Raw genomic sequence first — 17382 nt, 5'->3', positions numbered from 1 at the left:
CTTGCGCTCATCGGTGATGGTGTAGGTGGCAAAGACGGCGTCGACCTGGCCATTCTGCAGCACGGACTCGCGCGTGTCGGAGGTCACCTGCGTGATCTCGACCTTGTTCTCGCCCAGGATGTAGTTGGACAGGAGCTGTGCGATGCCGGCATCGAAGCCGCGGGTCTTGCCATCCTTCTCGTTGAGGAGGGAGAAGAGCGTGGAGGTCTGGACGCTGCCGATCTTAAAGACGCCGGCATTCTTGACGGCCGTGGCCCAGGTGCTGGCGGCGATGGCGGTGTCGTCGGCCTTGGGGCCGTTGTCGACGAGCTTGTCGAATGCCTTGGCGTCGAGCGTGGTGGAAGCCTTGGTGTCATCAGAGCTCTTGGAAGAGGCGGCGGAGCCCTTGTCGGCCTCGGCGCTGGTGTCGGAGCAGCCGGCAAGACCAAGGCCGGCAACGGTTGCGAAAGTGGCGGCGACAAAGCCGCGGCGGTCGAGAACGACCTGCTGGGAGAGGTTCTTGCTCATAGGAGAACACCTTTCTCAAAAAATCCTAGTGGTTGAGTAGAGTTATACCCTATTGCGCTCAGATGGGTCAACACGAAATAACTCAGAAACATACTTACCTTATGGGTTATTCTACCTACTAAAAAGGGACAGGTTTATTTTGGCAGGTTTTATCTGGGCAAACGACGGTTATTGCAGACAGGACGCTACCTTTTAGCTGGGGCAGGCGCTCGCAGCGGTCGCTATAATGGCGGCAACGCGACGCATATCATATATAAGTAAGGAGATCGCGTATGAACGGTTATTCGTTTTTCGCACCGACCAAGGTTTTGTTTGGCGCGGGCAAGTTGGGCGAGCTGGGTGCGCAGAAGCTGCCCGGCACCAAAGCGCTCATCGTTACCACCGGCGGCAATTCGGTTAAGCGCTTTGGATATCTGCAGCGCGTGGAGGCGGAGCTCGACCGCGCCGGCGTGGTGCACGAGCTGTTCGACCGTATTGAGCCCAACCCGCTGCGCGAGACCGTCAATGCGGGTGGCTGGATGGCGCATACCCATGGCTGCGACTTTGTCCTGGCACTCGGCGGCGGTTCGGTCATGGACGGCAGCAAGGGCATCTGCGCAGTGGCGGCCAACCCGCATACCGATGCCGAGGGCAACGAGTGCCCCGGTGACATCTGGGACTTTGTGAATGGGGGCACTGCGCTCGGCCTGCCGATCCCCAACGATCCGCTGCCGCTTGTCTGCGTGACCACCACGGCGGGTACCGGCTCCGAGGTCGATGCGGGCGGTGTCCTGTCCTGCGAGGACAATGACGAGAAGCTTCGTCTGGGCGATCCGCGCCTGTTCCCGGTGCTTTCGATCGTCGATCCCGAACTCATGGTGAGCGTCCCAGCGCGTCTGACCGCCTATCAGGGATTCGACGCCCTGTTCCATTGTGTTGAGTGCTACATCTCAAATACCAACACGCCCATGGGTGACATGGTTTGCCGCGAAGGCATCCGCCGTGCCGCCGCGGCACTGCCTACGTGCGTCAATAATGGCGATGACCTGGAGGCGCGCTCGAGCCTCGCGTTTGCCAACACGCTCGGCGGCTATGCCATGGATGCCTCGGGCACCACGGGCTCGCATGGTCTTGAACATGGCATGAGCGCGCATCATCACGACCTGCCGCACGGCGCCGGCCTCATTATGATCGCCCGCGCCTATCACACGTGGATGATCGAACACGGCGCCGCACCCGAGCGCTATATCGACATGGCGCGCCTGATGGGCAATGCTACCGCCAGCGCTCCGCACGATTTTGTAGTTGAGCTCACGCGCCTGATGGAGGCCTGCCATGTGGCCGACCTTGCCATGAGTGAGTGGGGGATTACGGACAAAGAGCTGCCGGCCATTGCGCGCAACGCCCTGACGACCAACGGCGTCCTGTTCAGCCACGACCCCGTGACGCTGACCGACCCCGACGTCGTCGAAATTCTCAAGAACAGCTACCGCTAACTACCTTGCTGCTTTGTCTCAATTTGTAACATCTGCAGCCGTTTTTGCCGAGTAACTGTTACAGATTGAGATTATCTCCTTAGGGGGATTTGAATGTCTCAATCTGTAACATCTGGACGGCCAAAAGGTCTCTATCTGTTACAGATTGAGACAAAGGTCAGGGACTAAGACGTCTTGTCTCGATCTGTAACAGTTAGACGGGAATTCGGGCCCTAGATGTTACAGATTGAGATAATCGCGCCGCGAAAACAAAAACCTCCGCAGGGGTGCTTTCCTTGCGGAGGCTTTCTTACGCGTTGAGTAGTTTCACGGTTTCGGCGGCCATGTTCTCGACCGTCATGCCGTTCTGAGCGAGCAGCTCGTTGGGGTCGTAGCGGTCGGGGAAGCCCTTGGCGATGCCGAAGGTGCGCGCGCGCAACGGCGTGCATGCCAGATAACATGCCACGCGCTCGCCCCAGCCGCCGTCCAAGATGCCGTCCTCGAGGGTGACGACAACGCGATGCTCGACGGCAAGGCTGTCGAGGAACTCGCGGTCAAGCTCGGTTGCAAAGCGCGGGTTGACGAGCGTGGCCTCGATACCGTACTCGGCGGCCAAGCGGTTTGCCACGCGCTCGCCCAGCTCAAAGAAATCGCCGAGCGCGAGCACGGCCACATCGCGGCCCTGACGCACAACGTTGTAGCGCGCAACGCTGTAATCGGTGTCCTCGGCAGGCGCCAGATCGGGGCGGCTTACCAGGCCGATGCCCGGTACGCGGATCGCCGCGGGATGCTCGCGATGGTCGAGCGACCAGCTCAGCATGGACAGGTATTCCTCCATGCAGGTCGGCGCCAAGTAGCGCATGTTGGGAAGACCGCCCAGCATGGAAATATCAAAGAACGAGAGGTGCGTCTCGGATGTGGTGCCAAAGATCGACGCGCCAAATACCAGGATGGTCGCCGGCATATCGTTGAGGCACAGGTCGTGCCACAGTTCGTCGTAGGCGCGCTGCAAAAACGTGCCGTACACACCAAAGACTGGCTTGGCGCCCGAGCGCGCAAGCGCGGTGGCAAAGGTCACGGCGTGCTCCTCGGCAATGCCCACATCGATGAACTGTTTGCCGGCGGCAGCGCGAAGCTCGGGTGTAAAGCCCATGATGTAGGGCGTGGCGGCCGTGATGCCCACGACCTGCGGATCGCGTTCGATGGCGGCGCTGAGCGCCTCGCCCGTAATGTCGGCATAGGTGCGCGGCGCAGGCTCGCTCGGATGGCCCGGGCAGAGCTTGCGCCCAGTTGCCATGTCAAACGGACCCACGTGGTGCCAGTGCTCCGGGTCGCTCTGGGCCGGCTCAAAGCCCTTGCCCTTGGCGGTGGAGACGTGCAGCACGATGGGACGATCGACATCGCGCAGTTCCTGCAGCGCGTCGACGAGGGCCAACACGTCGTTACCGGCGTCCAGATAGCGGTAGTCGAGCCCCATCGCGCGGAAAACGTTGCGCTCACAGGTGCCGTTGCTGGCGCGCAGTTCGGCCAGATTGCGATAGAGGCCACCGTGGTTCTCGGCGATGGACTGGTCGTTATCGTTGACGATGATGATCAGGTTGCTGTCGAGCTCGGCGGCATTGTTAAAGCCCTCAAACGCCAGGCCGCCCGAAAGCGAGCCGTCGCCAATAACGGTAATGACGTTATATGTGTCACCCGCCAGGTCGCGCGCGTGGGCAAGGCCGCAGCCCAAGCTTATCGAGGTCGAGGTGTGACCCATGGCAAACAGGTCATGCTCGGACTCGTCGGGATTGGCAAAGCCAGAGGCCTCACCATAACGCTCCGGGTCGATATAGGTGTACGCGCGCCCGGTTAGCGCCTTGTGGGCGTAGGTCTGGTGCGACACGTCAAAGACAATCTTGTCGGTGGGGGAGTTAAACACGCGATGGAGCGCGACCGTAAGCTCAACGACGCCCAGGTTGGGGGCAACGTGTCCGCCGACAGCGGCGGAGCTTTCGAGGATGGCGTGGCGAATCTCGCTGCAGAGCTGCGGGAGCTCGGCGCGATTGAGAGCCTTGACGTCCTCGGGCGTTGTCGTTTGCGTAAGCAGCATCGTTGTGGGTTACTCCATGCGAATCGAGCGCCGGCGCTCCCTCGGCCGGCACAATTGCACAAGACAGTCTCGCACATTTTGGCGTTTGATATGTGACGGCGGCGCGGTAATTCGCCAACTGGTGGGGCAAAACGTTTTGTCCGATGCCATACTGATAGATTCAATGATGATTCTATTCAATGCGTGCAGACCGTGGATTGCCACCGTGAGCCGCTGGAAGGAGGCAGCATGTCCGATGCCGATCGTGCCGAGAGAATCGCGCACGAGGTCGACTGTGCCGCCCGTCAGCTGGCCCAGGTGGGCCGTTTGGATCTGACACGCGAGTTTATCCAGCATGGTGACGTGACGGTCTATGCGCACGTGACTTCGGTAGCGCGGGCGAGCCTGTCCTTTGCCGAGCACTTGGGCCGTGCTGGCATTTCGGTCGACCGTGCCTCGTTGCTGCGCGGAGCCCTGTTGCACGATTACTTTCTCTATGACTGGCACGATCCCGACCCAAGCCATCGGCTGCACGGCTTTCGCCACCCGTTTTTTGCCCTGGCACGTGCGGAGGAAGATTTTGAGCTGACGCCGCGCGAGCGGAATATTATCGTGCGGCATATGTTTCCGCTGGTGCCCGTGCCACCGACGTGTCGTGAGGCATGGATTGTGTGCCTGGCAGATAAATGGTGCGCGCTGCGCGAGACGGTCGCCGGCCGTCTGCGGCGCAAGGGCGAGGCGGCCGATGGCGCGAGCAGCGAATCGAGCGAAAAGAGGAGAGGGTAGACGTTGGGAACCACGATCGACATGGCATTTGGCGGCGCGACGCTTGCTGCCTGCCCGCTTTCGGCACTGGTACTCTCGTTTGCCTTCTACGGTTTTTGCGGCTGGGTGTGGGAGTCGACGGTCTGCGCCATGCTCAATCACGGACGATTTGCCAATAGCGGCTTTTTGCTGGGGCCGTGCTGCCCCATCTATGGCGCGGGCGGCATTGCCTGCTGGCTGCTGTTGCGCGGAATTCCTGACGCGTCGAGCCAGTTTGTCGCTGCAGCGCTTGTATGCAGCGTGATTGAGTACAGCGTAGGCGTGCTGTTGGAAAAAACAACAGGCGCGCGCTTTTGGGATTATTCGCACCTGCCGTTTAATTTGCATGGCCGCATCTGTCTGTACTGGGCCTGCGCGTTTGGCTTGGGTTCGTTGTGCATTTGTCGCGTAGTGGAACCGGCGGTGTTGGGCCTGCTCGCCCATCTGCCGGTCTTGATTGTTCGTTTGGCCGCCTTTGTCGTTGCAGTTGCAATGATCGTCGATGCGATTTGCTCGCTGGCCAGCTGGCGCCGCCTGTCCGATCAGCTGGAGCGTGTGCGTGCCGACCTTGCCGACCGCATCAATGAGTCGCTTGCCGACGCGTCCGACTCCATGCTCGAGCGCATTCCCGATTCGACGATTGACTCGGTGGCGCAGACGCATATCCGAAGCCGCGCCGTTAACGCGTGGCTGGCGGAACTGGGCGATGCGGCGCTCGATGCCCTGCGTGAGAAGGCTTCGATGCCGACGTTTATCTCGGATGGTGCTCGCGGCCTGGCACTCGCTGCTCGCCGCGTGGCCGATGCCGCGCCGAGCGTGCCTCGTCCGTCGCTCGCCCGTCTCCGTGCCGGCATGCGCGCAAGCCGTCCGGTGCCGAGTGTGTCGCTCAGCCGTCGCGACCTGCGCTTCTTCAATGCCTTCCCGCGCTTGCGCATCAACCGCTACGAGGGCGTCATCCGTGCCACCGACCTTCGCGACCGCGCCCACGAGCTGTTTCGGCGCTAGCCGGGACGAGCGCCCTCGCGGCTCCCTTGCTCGCGTATTTCCCGTACGGTTCGCGCCCGTTGCCGCGCCGTTTCCAAGATTGCGGCATCGTCTCCATTCGACGACGCAGCGTTTAACTTATCTCCAACGCCGCTCGCACCGGTGCCGTCTGAGACGGCAAGATTTGGGTCGAGCCGGTTGAGGAGGCTATCCGCATCCGTACCGGCGAACAAGGCCCCACCGCGGTGTCGAATCGACCGCCTGCCATTCGCAACGTTAAAATACTGCAATGAGGCACAGGACTTGCGTTGTGGATGGGCAGATTATGGGTCGTAATAAATATCCCGAGGAGACGGTCGCGAAGATTCTCGACGCGGCGCTGGAGCTATTCTGCGCGCAGGGTTATGAGGGGACGAGCATTCAAGATATCGTCGATCGCCTCGATGGCATGACCAAGGGTGCTGTCTATCATCACTTTAAGAGCAAAGAGGAGATTTTCAACGCCGCATTTGATCGGGGAATGGCTCCGATTGTTGAGCGCCGTCGCTCAACGCTTGGTGTCGGTAATATGACCGGAGCTCAAAAACTCAAGCGACTGTACGCGCCCGAGTCCGTTATTCCACAAATTGAGCTATGGGCTCGCATGCATCCTGCGGCAGATCCGGTAAAAAGCTCGCGGCTGCTGGCGATGCAGTACCAGGGTTCGTTTGACGAGTCGGCCGATGGCTATCTCCTGCCAGTGATCGAGGCGGGCATCGCCGACGGCTCCATTGCGTGCGAATGCCCGCGCGAAGCTGCGGAGGCCGTATCGTTGTTGGCGAATCTTTGGCTGCTGCCGCTGTTCCGTCCGCTTGAGACCAAGGATCGAATGCTCGCTCGCGCGCAATGTTTGGCGCAGATGGCGGCCGCGGTGGGGCTCGATTTGGGTAATGAAGTGCTCCAGACAACGGCTCAGATTTGGGACGTATGGAACCGTGCCGGGTGGTAAAATAGATACCGATAGTATGTAATAGATTTGAACGGGCAGCTCCGGCTGCCCTTTTCAAGTTGATAAATACATACTATCGGTATGTTTAGGGGGCGGACTTATGGATGGACTGAGAGACGCCATCGTCTCGTTGGAATCAAAAACAGTGTGGTCAATTAGACTCACGGAACTTCTGGTTGCGCAGCTTTGCGCGTATTCGATGCTGTCGGCGCTGTGCTTTGCGTATCCGCTGTACTTGTTCGATTGCAGCGGATCGTCAACGTTATATGGCGCCGTCGCGGCGATAGCGTTCGTGCCGGGCGTGCTTGCGACTCCGGCTGGCGGAATCTTGGCGGATCGCGGGAGACATCGCGGGGTTCTTGTGGTGCTCGGCATTGTTCTGATGGTTTCATCACTGTTGTTTATCCCCATGAAGCATTCGCTGCCTCTTACCGTTGTCGTGGTAGCAACGCTTTGCGTCCAATATGGCATCCAATCGCTGCTGAAACCGATGCTTCAAATTGAGACGGTGCGCATGACGGGCCAAGAAAAGGTTGAGCGTGCCACTGCGTTGGTCTCGCAGATAACCATGGCGAGCAATATCTTGGGGCCTGTAGTCGGGACGGCGGTCTATGGGTGCTTTGGCATCGATGCTCTATGCGAAACCGCGGCGGTGACGTTTGCGATGCCAGCCCTGCTGTTCGGGGGCGCACTCAAGCGAAATGCCTCATCTGAAACGATGGGAGACGGCGCGACTCGTACGACATGTCGAAACGATTTTCGGGAGTCGATTTGGTACCTGTTTCAAAACGCATCATTGCTCGTTGTATTTTTACTTGCGGCTGTTTTAAACCTTGCGTTAGTTGGGTTAACGATTGGTGCCCCCGTTATTGTTGCAAAGCATCTCGGCATGCAATCGTCCTGCGTTGGGATTATTGAGGTGGCTATGGGCTTAGGTGGTCTTGTCGGCAGTGGTGTGGTCGGTATGAGGCCGCATCGTTTCTCTTTCAAGGGCATATGTCGATATGTTGCGATGATCTGTTTTGGAGTCGTGCCGATTATTGTCACGCTACTGAGCGGTCCTGATGAATTAGCGTTTGCTGCGCTTGCGGCCGGCTCGGCATGGGTTATGGCGTGGGCAAGCATTACATCGGTCGAAATCGTTTCATTCGTTCAGCGGTCAGCGCCAAAGGAACTCTGCGGAAAAGTGCTGGCACTCGTTTATATGACGCTTTCCTGTGCAACGCCTATTGGCCAATTGGTTTACGGGCTCGCATACGATCGATGGACTCCGGCGATTGTATTCGCAGGCATGTTGGCGGTGCTGACGTTGACGACGGTGCTGTTTTATCGGCTGAAAAGTCGCTTGTGGCGATTGTCTTAAGGCGCTGGGGCACCGTGAATGAGCGGAAGCATTGTCTCGCCGCGCCGGGATGTCATTGTTTGGGCGTGCCCCTCCTTCGTCTACAATATCGTGCAGACGAAGGAGGGGCACGCCCATGATCAAGATGTTTGCGAGTGACTTAGATGGAACGCTGCTGAACGCCCTGCACGAGGCAGATGGGACCATCCGCCGTGCCATTCGCGAGCTGACCGAGGCTGGCCTGCATGTGGTTCCCGCGACCGGACGCTCGACGCTGCCGATCGGCGAGCATGGCTTTACGGGCCTGGCGCTTGACGCCTGCTGCTCCAATGGGTCCATCGTGCGCGACAGCCATGGCGAGGTGCTCAAGACCTGGACCATCGACCCGCAGATTACCGAGGAGCTACTCAAGGAGTTCCCGGATATTTGTTTTGACTGCTCCACGCCCGATGGCATGTTCTCGAGCGGTTCGTTCGAGATGCACCAGGCGGGTTTTAAGAAGGACAGCCCTATCAAGCGCATCGTGATGCGCGGTATGCGTGCACGTGGCGGGTACCACGAGGAGCAGTATTTCGACCAGTCGATCGGTGACATCCTGCGCCACGATGTGTGCAAGATCAACTGCCGCGTGACCTCGCCCGAGCTGGAGCGCGACCTCAAGACATATCTTGCCGAGCGCTCGGACCGCGTGGTCAACGCGCCGTTCGATCCGGTGATGTTCGAGATCACGGACGTGGCGTGCAACAAGGGCGAGAGTGTGGCCTGGCTGGCGGGCTACTACGGTATTGCCGAGGATGAGGTCGCGGTCTACGGCGACGGCGGCAATGACATAGCCATGCTCAAGCGCTTCCGTCACAGCTATGCCACCAAGAATGGCAGTGACGCGGCAAAGGCCGCCGCGAGCGCGACCATCGGCAGCTGCATGGTCCACGCCGTCCCCAAACACATGCTCGCTACCATGCATAAGCAGAACTCTCGCACCATCATCGAATAATGCGACAAAGGGACTGTCCCTTTGTCGCATGGGAGATGCCGGCTTTTGGCGTATGGGGCTGTTACGCTTTCGCCACCAACAAATTTCGAGTTATTCGGCCTGTCGGAGGTCGTTAAATGGCTAAAGATGCCCTCTCAGGAACATTCATACCTCTAATGGTGTTTGATTCGGTGACGTAAGTGAGCAAATGGGCATGTATGCGCTCAAATAAGGACAAAAACTCTCAGATAATCCCGGCGGTGCATTTATACAGAACCAGCAGCGTGGCCGAATAACTCGAAAAATGCAGGTAGCAGTTCGGCGACAAGCTCGGGTATGGCAAAGGAACTGTTCCTTCGCCATACCCGAGCTCCGATCTTCTGAAATGCGAACAAACATTCGCATATCTAACTGCGCTTTGATAGAATCGGTATCGTTGACGGCAGTTCCATGTGCCGGGCAGCGCCCTCCATCTGATGGGAGGTGATGCCCATGACCGATTTGATTGATTTCGTGAGGCTTCTGACCGCTTTGGTCTCGCTTCTCACGATGCTTATCGGGCTTTCCGAGGCACTCAAGCAGCGTTCGAAGCGCAACAGAAGGGGTCGCCGCCGCTAAGGCGTTGACCCCTTAATCCAAGCAACGGCGCTGCCCAGCTTAGCAGAACTTGGGCTGCCGTCGACACTATTCTACCCACGAACGACATTTTGGACAATCGGTAATGCCGCTCCAAAAGCCAGGCGGGTTGTGATAAAGGGATAGTCCCTTTATCACAACCCAAATATTGCCTTTACGTGTTGATGCACACGGTGTGCAATAATACTCGGACTGTGCAATAGCGCACAGGCTGAGTAACAAGGAGGACGCTTGTCCCAGCTCGAGAAATGCGATCGCCGGTCCCTTCGCTCGCAGCGTGCCCTTCGCCAGGCGCTTGCCAGCGAACTTGCCGAAAGCGGCGACCTTTCGCGCATTAATGTCGCGTCGCTCACCGAGCGCGCTGGTCTTACGCGCCGCACGTTCTATTCGCACTACTGCGATATCCCCGACTTTATCAATCAAATCGAGGACGGCTTGCTGGCCGAGATCCGTGAGCGCATTGAGCTCATCACCGCAGCTCAGCTGCCTGATCTCTATCACAACATCGATGAGCTCGAGCCGGCGCCCGGTTCGGTTGAGCTGCTGCGTTATCTTGCGGCCAACCGCGACTTAATCGGTGCGCTGCTGGGCCCGGGCGGCGATCAGGCCTTCATTAAAAAGATCATCGACACCGCCCGCGAGGCCGTGGTGCCGCGTGCGCAGACGGGCATTTTGGGCCTGGCGCTGGGCACATTCTTTGACTACTACGTCACCTACGTCGTGAGTGCCGAGGTCGGTCTGATCCAGCGCTGGTTTGAGCGTGGGCTCACCGAATCGCCCGAGGCCATGGCACGCATTATGACGGTGCTCGCTTTTGTGCGCCCTGGTGACCTGTATGGCCAACCCATCGATATCAACGTGCCGGAATACGGCATGAAGCTATTGAACTTGCAGCTCGAGGACGCGGCCGACACCGCCGCAACCGTCGAGTCCAACAACTAAGAGGAGAGACAATGAGCAAACTCGTCGAAGGCATTAAGGACCGTATGGTCGCTGCCGCACGCGAGGCCGCGCCCGCCGTGGTGGACGCCGCGCAGAAGGCCGCGACCGCGGCTGCCGAGAAAGTCGCTGAGGCGGTTGCCGATGCCAAGAACGCGGCAGGGGAGACGTCCGTCGTTAGCGAGCCCGTAGCCGCCACCGCCGCCCACGCCCCCGAAGGCGCGATCTTCAACCCCGAGAACGCTCGTGGCAACCTGCACCTGGGCATCGACGTGGGCTCCACCACGGTTAAGCTCGCCGTGCTCAACGACGACAACCAGATCGTCTACGCCAAGTACCAGCGCCACCACACCGACGTCCGTGCCTGCGCCCGCGACCTGTTCGAGGGCGCTGCGACCGTGTTGCCGACGGCCCAGATGACCTGCGCCATCACCGGTTCGGGCGGCCTGCTGCTGTCCCAGTGGCTCGACCTGGAGTTTGTCCAGGAGGTCATTGCCAGCAAGCGCGCCGTCGAGACTCTCATCCCGGCCACCGATGTCGCCATCGAGCTGGGCGGCGAGGACGCCAAGATCATCTACTTTGACAACGGTATCGAGCAGCGTATGAACGGCACCTGCGCCGGCGGCACGGGCGCCTTCATCGACCAGATGGCAACCCTGCTGCACACCGACGCGAGCGGCCTCAACGAGCTCGCGGCCAACGCCACCACCATCTATCCCATCGCCAGCCGCTGCGGCGTCTTTGCCAAGACTGACGTGCAGCCGCTGCTTAACGAAGGCGCCCGCCCCGAGGACGTGGCGGCCTCCATCTTCCAAGCCGTCGTGACCCAGACCATCTCGGGCCTGGCGTGCGGCCGTCCCATTCGCGGCAACGTCGCCTTCCTGGGCGGCCCGCTGCAGTACCTCTCGGAGCTGCGCCACCGCTTCTACCTCACGCTCAATCTGGACGAGGAGCACCGTATCGTGCCCCAAAACGCTCACCTGTTTGTGGCGAGTGGTGCCGCCATGGCGCACGAGTCCAACAAGCTCAGCACGTTCCCGCAGCTCATCGAGGCCATCGACAGCTTGGGTGACACGCAGGGTGCCGAGGTCGAGCGCCTGGATCCGCTCTTTGCCACCGACGAGGACTTTGCCGAGTTCAAGACCCGCCACGACGCCGAGGTCGTCCCCAAGGGCAAGCTCGACGGCTACACCGGCCGCGTGTTCATCGGCATCGACGCTGGCTCCACCACCATGAAGGCCGCGCTCGTGGGCGAGGACGGCCAGCTGCTGCACACCTGGTACGGCAACAACAACGGCGACATCCTGGGCACGGCCAAGGTCATCATGGCCGATTTCTACAACCACATCCCCGCCGGCTGCACCATCGGCCACGTGACCACCACGGGCTACGGCGAGGCGCTGCTCATCGAGGCCCTCAAGGCCGATTCCGGCGAGATCGAGACCGTTGCGCACCTGCGCGGCGCCAAGGCATTCCTGCCCGGTGTCGAGTTTATCCTGGACATCGGCGGGCAGGATATGAAGTGCCTGCGCGTCAAGGACGGCGTCATCGAGCACATCATGCTCAACGAGGCTTGCTCGTCGGGCTGCGGCAGCTTTATCGAGAGTTTCGCCGTGTCTATGAACATGGATGTGCGCGCGTTCGCCGATGCCGCCATCCATGCCAAGGTTCCCGTCGACCTGGGCAGCCGCTGCACGGTCTTTATGAACTCGCGCGTCAAGCAGGCGCAAAAGGAAGGCGCCACGGTGGGCGACATCGCGGCCGGCCTGTCCTATTCCGTCATCAAGAATGCCTTGTTCAAGGTCATTAAGCTGCGCGACCCCAAGGAGATCGGCAGCCAGGTGATCGTCCAGGGCGGCACCTTTATGTCCGATGCCACGTTGCGCGCGTTTGAGCAGCTCACCGGTGTGCATGCCGTGCGTCCCGACATCGCCGGCTGCATGGGCGCCTACGGTGCGGCCCTGCTCGCCCGCGATCGCGCCGGCGCCGACGGCACTTCGACCATTCTTTCCGCCGAGGACATCGCGCACCTCACCGTGACGCAAAAACACGTCCGCTGCGGCCGTTGCTCCAACAACTGCCAGCTCACCGTCAACGATTTTGGCGGCGGCAGGCGCTTCATTACCGGCAACCGCTGTGAGAAGGGTGCCGGCCACAAAAAGCAAAAGACCGAGGCCCCCAACCTCTTCAAAAAGAAAAACGAGCTGCTCTTTAACCGCGAGGTGCTGAGCCCCGACAAAGCCCCGCGCGGCACCGTCGGCATCCCGCGCGCACTCAACATGTACGAGAACTACCCCTTCTGGCACGCGTTCTTTACGCGCCTGGGCTTTAGCGTGCAGCTGTCCGACCAGTCGAGCAAGAAGACCTACCAGGCGGGCATCGAGTCCATGCCGTCCGAGAGCGTGTGCTATCCGGCCAAGATGAGCCACGGCCACGTGATGAACCTCATCGACCGCGATGTCGACTTCATTTGGATGCCGTGCGTGCGCTGGGAGCGCAAGGAGGATCCGACGGCCGGCAACTGCTATAACTGCCCCATCGTTATGAGCTACCCCACGGCGTTGGCACTCAACATCGACGAGATTCGCGAGCAGAACATCGAGTTCCTGTATCCGTTTGTGCCCTATCACGACAAGACCGAGCTCAAGCGCCGCCTGTACCAGGTGCTCGCCGTCGACCGTGTGGCCGATTCGCAAGCCGGTCGCGGTCGCGTGCGTGGACCCAAGATCATGCGCTCCGAGGTCGATGCCGCTGTCAACGCTGCCTTTGAGGCCGATGCGCGTTTCCACGAGGACATCCAGACCATGGGCGAGGAGGCCCTTAAGTGGGTCGAGGACCATGGTGGCCACGGCATTGTGCTCGCCGGCCGCCCCTACCACAACGACCCCGAGATCAACCATGCCCTGCCCGAGCTTATCTCGAGCTTTGGCTTTGCGGTCTTTACCGAGGATTCGCTCGCGCATCTCGTGAAGCCCGAGCGCCCGATCCGCGTCGTCGACCAGTGGATGTACCACAGCCGCCTGTACGCCGTCGCCCGCTTTGTGACGATGCGCAACGACCTGGACCTGATCCAACTCAACTCCTTCGGCTGCGGTCTGGACGCCCTGACCACCGACCAGGTGCAGGAGATTCTGGAGGCCAGCGGCAAGATCTACACCGTGCTCAAGATCGATGAGGTATCCAACCTAGGTGCCGCGCGCATCCGCATCCGCTCGCTCATGGCCGCGCTTAAGGACCAGGAGGCCGAGCGCTTGGCCGAGGCCACGGCCGCGGGCGAGGCCTACGAGCAGGGTGTTGCCGCGCCGGTGGCGCCCTCCACGGATGCCCCCGCGTTCGCGAGCCGCAAGTACACGTTCGAGGCGCAGCGCGAGAGCGCTTCGACCGCGTGGCCCAAGGTGCCCTTTACCGAGCAGATGCGCGAGGAGGACTACACCATCCTGTGCCCGCAGATGGCGCCGATCCACTTTGACCTGGTCAAAGAGGTGTTCCGCGGTGCTGGCTACAACTTGGAGCTGCTGCCCTCGACTGACCACGATGCCGTCGAGGCCGGCCTGCGCTACGTGAATAACGACATCTGCTATCCGTCGATCCTGGTGACGGGCCAGATCATGGAGGCCATCGAGAGCGGTCGGTACGACCTGTCCAAGACGGCCGTGGTCATCAGCCAGACCGGCGGCGGCTGCCGTGCCACCAACTACATCGCGCTCATCCGCAAGGCCCTGCGCGAGAGCGGCCACCCCGAGATTCCGGTGATCTCGCTTTCGGCCGTGGCGCTCGGCGAGGACAACCCCGGCTTTAAGATTACGCCGGCGCTGCTTAAGCAGGCCGTGTACGCGGTGCTCTTTGGTGACGTGATGATGCAGATGCTCTACCGCTGTCGCCCGTACGAGGCCACGCCCGGTGCCGCCAACGCGCTCTACGAGGAGTACATGGCGCGTGCCCGCAAGCTGGCGCCCAAGTTTAACCGTCACAACTACACCAAGCTTGCGCGTGAGGCCATCCGCGCGTTCGATACCATGCCGCTTGTGGGCGAGGGCACCAAGCCGCGCGTGGGCGTGGTCGGCGAGATCTTGGTCAAGTTCCACCCCACGGCCAACAACCACGTGGTCGATGTCATCGAGCGTGAGGGCTGCGAGGCCGTGGTGCCGGGTCTGCTCGACTTCTTCCTGTACTCCATGAGCAATGCCGAGCTGCAGAAGGACGAGCTGGGAAGCTCTGCCACGACGCGCGCGGGCATGCAAGCGCTCATCAAGCTTGTGGACTGGATGCGCACGCCGGTGGAGGAGATGCTCGAGAAGTCCCGCCGCTTCGAGGCGCCCGAGCGCATCAGCACCATGGCCGACAAGGCCCGCACGGTGCTTTCGGTGTGCAACAACATGGGCGAGGGCTGGTTGCTCACGGCCGAGATGCTCGACCTGATCGACCACGGTGCGCCCAACATCATCTGCACGCAGCCCTTTGCGTGCCTGCCCAACCACGTGGTTGGTAAGGCTGTGATCAAGGAACTGCGCCGTCAGCACCCCGAGAGCAACATTGTCGCGGTGGACTACGACCCCGGTGCGTCCGAGGTCAACCAGCTCAACCGCATTAAGCTCATGATTAGCGTGGCCAAGGAGAACATGCGCGCCGGCAAGGGCTTTAAGCTCGAGAAGGTGGCGCCGCTCGCGATGGACGAGGTCACCGGCCAGATGCGTGCCCACGATGGCTGCGTGAGCTGCGGCTCGGTCGACGAGAGCGCCGTGGCGTCGGTCGCTGAGCGCCTGGGACGCGGCATTAAGAAGTAGCTTGCCTGCTATGGACCAGATATGAGACAAACGGGTGGTAGCTGTACCGGCTACCACCCGTTTTTACTGGACATATGTTGCGTAAATGGGCTTGTTGACGCCTTCAGCGGACTCGTATTTCAGAAGTGCGGGGAAAAACTCCAAACCTCCGAGCACACTGCTCTTTTGAGCTCTCGTTACCTGCGGTTTTGTTGCTAAAAAAGTCGGTCTGGTCGGCGAAGCTCAATTTTTCACCGCACTTCCGAAAACGACGGTCCTGCGGCACGAAAAATGGCCTGTAAAGCCCTGAGATAATGAACAGGCGTAGCCGTTCGCCGCGAGTAACCGTCCGTTTATAGAACCCACCTCCAGCGTGCAGCCCTCTTACGGTTGAATAAATACACATCTATGGAATTACGTAAGAGAGGACTGTTCCTATGAGCTACAAGACCGTTTGCGTTGCCGGTGGCGGCGTACTGGGAAGCCAGATTGCCTTCCAGGCCGCCTACTGCGGCTTTGATGTGACGATCTGGCTGCGCAGCGAGGGCAGCATCGGCCGCACCCAGCCCAAGATCGATCATGTGCGCGAGGAGTACATCGCGGCAATCGAGGGCATGGCGGACGGCACGGGCGAGTGGTGCGCCGGTATCGCCGATAGCACCCAGCCCTTCGACAAGGAGGCGGCGCTCGCCGCCGTCGAGCGTGCCTACGCCACACTCAAGCTGGAGCTCGATCTTGCCAAGGCAGTGGCCGACGCCGACCTGGTCATCGAGTCTATGGCCGAGGACACTCAGGCAAAGATCGACTTCTACAAGAAACTCGCCCCGGTTCTGCCGCAAAAGACCGTCATCGTCACCAACTCTTCCACGCTGCTGCCGAGTACCTTTGCCAAGTACACCGGCCGTCCCGAGAAGTACCTGTCGCTGCACTTTGCCAACTCCATCTGGAAGAACAACATGACCGAGGTCATGGCACAGGACCAAACCGACAAGCGCTACTTCGATGAGCTCGTCGACTTTGCCAACGACATTCGCATGCTGGCGCTTCCCGTCAACAAGGAAAAGAACGGCTATCTGCTCAATTCCATGTTGGTGCCGTGGCTGCTTTCGGGTCTTGACCTGTATGTCTCGGGCGTGAGTGACCCCAAGAGCATCGACCTCGCATAGACGCGCGGCACCGGTGCACCCAAGGGCCCGTTCCGCGTATTCGACACGGTGGGCATCCAGACGGCCTACAACATCGTTATGCAGTATCAGAAGGTCTCGGGCCTGGTGAGCCCGCTGCTCAAAAAGATGATGATGCCCTATAACTTTAAGGCCATGGCGTCCGTCCTCAAGAAAATGCTCGACGAAGGCAAGCTGGGCGAAAGCGCGGGTGAGGGCTTCTTCAAGTACTAAACGATTCTTTGGGGGCGGACCGCGCCCCCAAAGCCGTGTTTCTGCGCCGTTGCAAGCTTAAGCTACCGCTCAGGGGTGTTTGCTAAGCTGCGGACCATAATTGGACAGGGCTGGGCAAACGCCATGGTATATGAGGGAAACGACGGTGGCATTCAAAGACGGTAACGATATGGGTTTGAGAAGCGAAGGCGTTCGATGTTACCGACTACGACCACGGCACGCATTCGTTTGGGCGCTTCTTTACGGTGGACGAGACGGCGCGCACCTATGAGCTGGAGGAGCAGATCGCAGTGCCGTTCTCGGGCTACGTGAGCAGTGCGCAGCGCGTCGGCGACTCGAACAGCATGCTCGTGGCATCGGGCCAAGCCAAGACCTTTACCGAGTACGACCGCTATGGACTGCCCATCGCCACCTACGAGATGGAAGCCGAGAAGTACATCTACCGCGTGTACAAGTACGAATTGTAGCGCGCGCCTACTTTTGACCGATGGAGTGCGAAAACGCGCCGCTCGCCGATGCTCTCC

The 17382-nt window shown here is 60.3% G+C and carries 12 protein-coding genes and 3 pseudogenes (1 of these 15 cut by a window edge); 13 read left to right on the top strand and 2 right to left on the bottom strand.

The window, feature by feature from the left end:
- Positions 1–507, bottom strand: a pseudogene (locus tag SFLMC1_RS11460) (glutamate ABC transporter substrate-binding protein); it reaches 493 nt to the left of the window's first position.
- Positions 508–779: 272 nt separating this feature from the next.
- On the opposite strand from SFLMC1_RS11460, the gene SFLMC1_RS08545 reads away from it, so the two are divergent.
- A complete protein-coding gene (locus SFLMC1_RS08545) occupies positions 780–1982 on the top strand; it encodes an iron-containing alcohol dehydrogenase (protein WP_152073353.1) in 1203 nt (400 codons plus the stop codon).
- A gap of 289 nt (positions 1983–2271) precedes the next feature.
- Here the strand turns inward: SFLMC1_RS08545 and SFLMC1_RS08540 are convergent, their stop codons facing one another.
- Positions 2272–4053 (bottom strand): 1-deoxy-D-xylulose-5-phosphate synthase, encoded by a 1782-nt coding sequence (locus SFLMC1_RS08540; RefSeq protein ID WP_152073354.1) that lies wholly within the window; start codon positions 4051–4053, stop codon positions 2272–2274.
- A 228-nt stretch (positions 4054–4281) separates the two neighbouring features.
- Between SFLMC1_RS08540 and SFLMC1_RS08535 the strand changes: the two genes are divergently transcribed.
- From SFLMC1_RS08535 to SFLMC1_RS08495, 12 genes and pseudogenes are all read left to right on the top strand, one after another.
- Positions 4282–4818 carry an HD domain-containing protein gene (locus SFLMC1_RS08535; protein WP_152073355.1) on the top strand — a complete coding sequence of 179 codons (537 nt, stop codon included), beginning with the start codon at positions 4282–4284 and terminating at the stop codon, positions 4816–4818.
- Between the two features lie 3 nt (positions 4819–4821).
- Positions 4822–5841, top strand: a complete 1020-nt coding sequence (locus tag SFLMC1_RS08530) for a putative ABC transporter permease (protein ID WP_226814194.1) — start codon at positions 4822–4824, stop codon at positions 5839–5841.
- Between the two features lie 119 nt (positions 5842–5960).
- Positions 5961–6113 (top strand): annotated as a pseudogene (locus SFLMC1_RS11455) (P-II family nitrogen regulator); the annotation flags it as partial.
- A gap of 32 nt (positions 6114–6145) precedes the next feature.
- A complete protein-coding gene (locus SFLMC1_RS08525; protein WP_187323922.1) occupies positions 6146–6808 on the top strand; it encodes a TetR/AcrR family transcriptional regulator in 663 nt (220 codons plus the stop codon).
- Between the two features lie 100 nt (positions 6809–6908).
- Positions 6909–8171 carry an MFS transporter gene (locus tag SFLMC1_RS08520; RefSeq protein WP_152073357.1) on the top strand — a complete coding sequence of 421 codons (1263 nt, stop codon included), beginning with the start codon at positions 6909–6911 and terminating at the stop codon, positions 8169–8171.
- 115 nt (positions 8172–8286) lie between these two features.
- A complete protein-coding gene (locus tag SFLMC1_RS08515; RefSeq protein WP_152073358.1) occupies positions 8287–9144 on the top strand; it encodes an HAD-IIB family hydrolase in 858 nt (285 codons plus the stop codon).
- 471 nt (positions 9145–9615) lie between these two features.
- The gene (locus SFLMC1_RS11340; protein ID WP_261981436.1) at positions 9616–9741 is read left to right on the top strand and encodes a hypothetical protein; all 126 of its coding nucleotides are present in this window, start codon (positions 9616–9618) and stop codon (positions 9739–9741) included.
- Positions 9742–9990: 249 nt separating this feature from the next.
- Positions 9991–10701 (top strand): TetR-like C-terminal domain-containing protein, encoded by a 711-nt coding sequence (locus SFLMC1_RS08510; protein WP_152073359.1) that lies wholly within the window; start codon positions 9991–9993, stop codon positions 10699–10701.
- Between the two features lie 11 nt (positions 10702–10712).
- Positions 10713–15482, top strand: coding sequence for a 2-hydroxyacyl-CoA dehydratase (locus SFLMC1_RS08505; protein ID WP_152073360.1), 4770 nt, complete (start codon positions 10713–10715; stop codon positions 15480–15482).
- 416 nt (positions 15483–15898) lie between these two features.
- Positions 15899–16627: a 3-hydroxyacyl-CoA dehydrogenase NAD-binding domain-containing protein gene (locus SFLMC1_RS08500; RefSeq protein ID WP_226814195.1), complete on the top strand. Its 729-nt coding sequence runs from the start codon at positions 15899–15901 to the stop codon at positions 16625–16627.
- A 15-nt stretch (positions 16628–16642) separates the two neighbouring features.
- A pseudogene (locus SFLMC1_RS11335) lies at positions 16643–16858 on the top strand (3-hydroxyacyl-CoA dehydrogenase family protein); the annotation flags it as partial.
- A 245-nt stretch (positions 16859–17103) separates the two neighbouring features.
- The gene (locus tag SFLMC1_RS08495) at positions 17104–17325 is read left to right on the top strand and encodes a hypothetical protein (RefSeq protein ID WP_152073361.1); all 222 of its coding nucleotides are present in this window, start codon (positions 17104–17106) and stop codon (positions 17323–17325) included.
- Positions 17326–17382 lie beyond the last annotated feature (57 nt).

The sequence above is a fragment of the Collinsella aerofaciens genome, assembly GCF_901212495.1.
Taxonomy (GTDB): Bacteria; Actinomycetota; Coriobacteriia; order Coriobacteriales; family Coriobacteriaceae; genus Collinsella; species Collinsella aerofaciens_H.
The sequence above is the reverse complement of the archived record's forward strand: the minus strand, read 5'-3'. Positions and strand labels throughout refer to the sequence as shown.

Bases quoted from the DNA above. Each gene is read 5' to 3' on its own strand.
- SFLMC1_RS08540 (WP_152073354.1), bottom strand. From the start codon at position 4,053: ATGCTGCTTACGCAAACGACAACGCCCGAGGACGTCAAGGCTCTCAAT.
- SFLMC1_RS08545 (WP_152073353.1), top strand. From the start codon at position 780: ATGAACGGTTATTCGTTTTTCGCACCGACCAAGGTTTTGTTTGGCGCG.
- SFLMC1_RS11340 (WP_261981436.1), top strand. From the start codon at position 9,616: ATGACCGATTTGATTGATTTCGTGAGGCTTCTGACCGCTTTGGTCTCG.
- SFLMC1_RS08535 (WP_152073355.1), top strand. From the start codon at position 4,282: ATGTCCGATGCCGATCGTGCCGAGAGAATCGCGCACGAGGTCGACTGT.
- SFLMC1_RS08500 (WP_226814195.1), top strand. From the start codon at position 15,899: ATGAGCTACAAGACCGTTTGCGTTGCCGGTGGCGGCGTACTGGGAAGC.
- SFLMC1_RS08520 (WP_152073357.1), top strand. From the start codon at position 6,909: ATGGATGGACTGAGAGACGCCATCGTCTCGTTGGAATCAAAAACAGTG.
- SFLMC1_RS08515 (WP_152073358.1), top strand. From the start codon at position 8,287: ATGATCAAGATGTTTGCGAGTGACTTAGATGGAACGCTGCTGAACGCC.
- SFLMC1_RS08525 (WP_187323922.1), top strand. From the start codon at position 6,146: ATGGGTCGTAATAAATATCCCGAGGAGACGGTCGCGAAGATTCTCGAC.
- SFLMC1_RS08505 (WP_152073360.1), top strand. From the start codon at position 10,713: ATGAGCAAACTCGTCGAAGGCATTAAGGACCGTATGGTCGCTGCCGCA.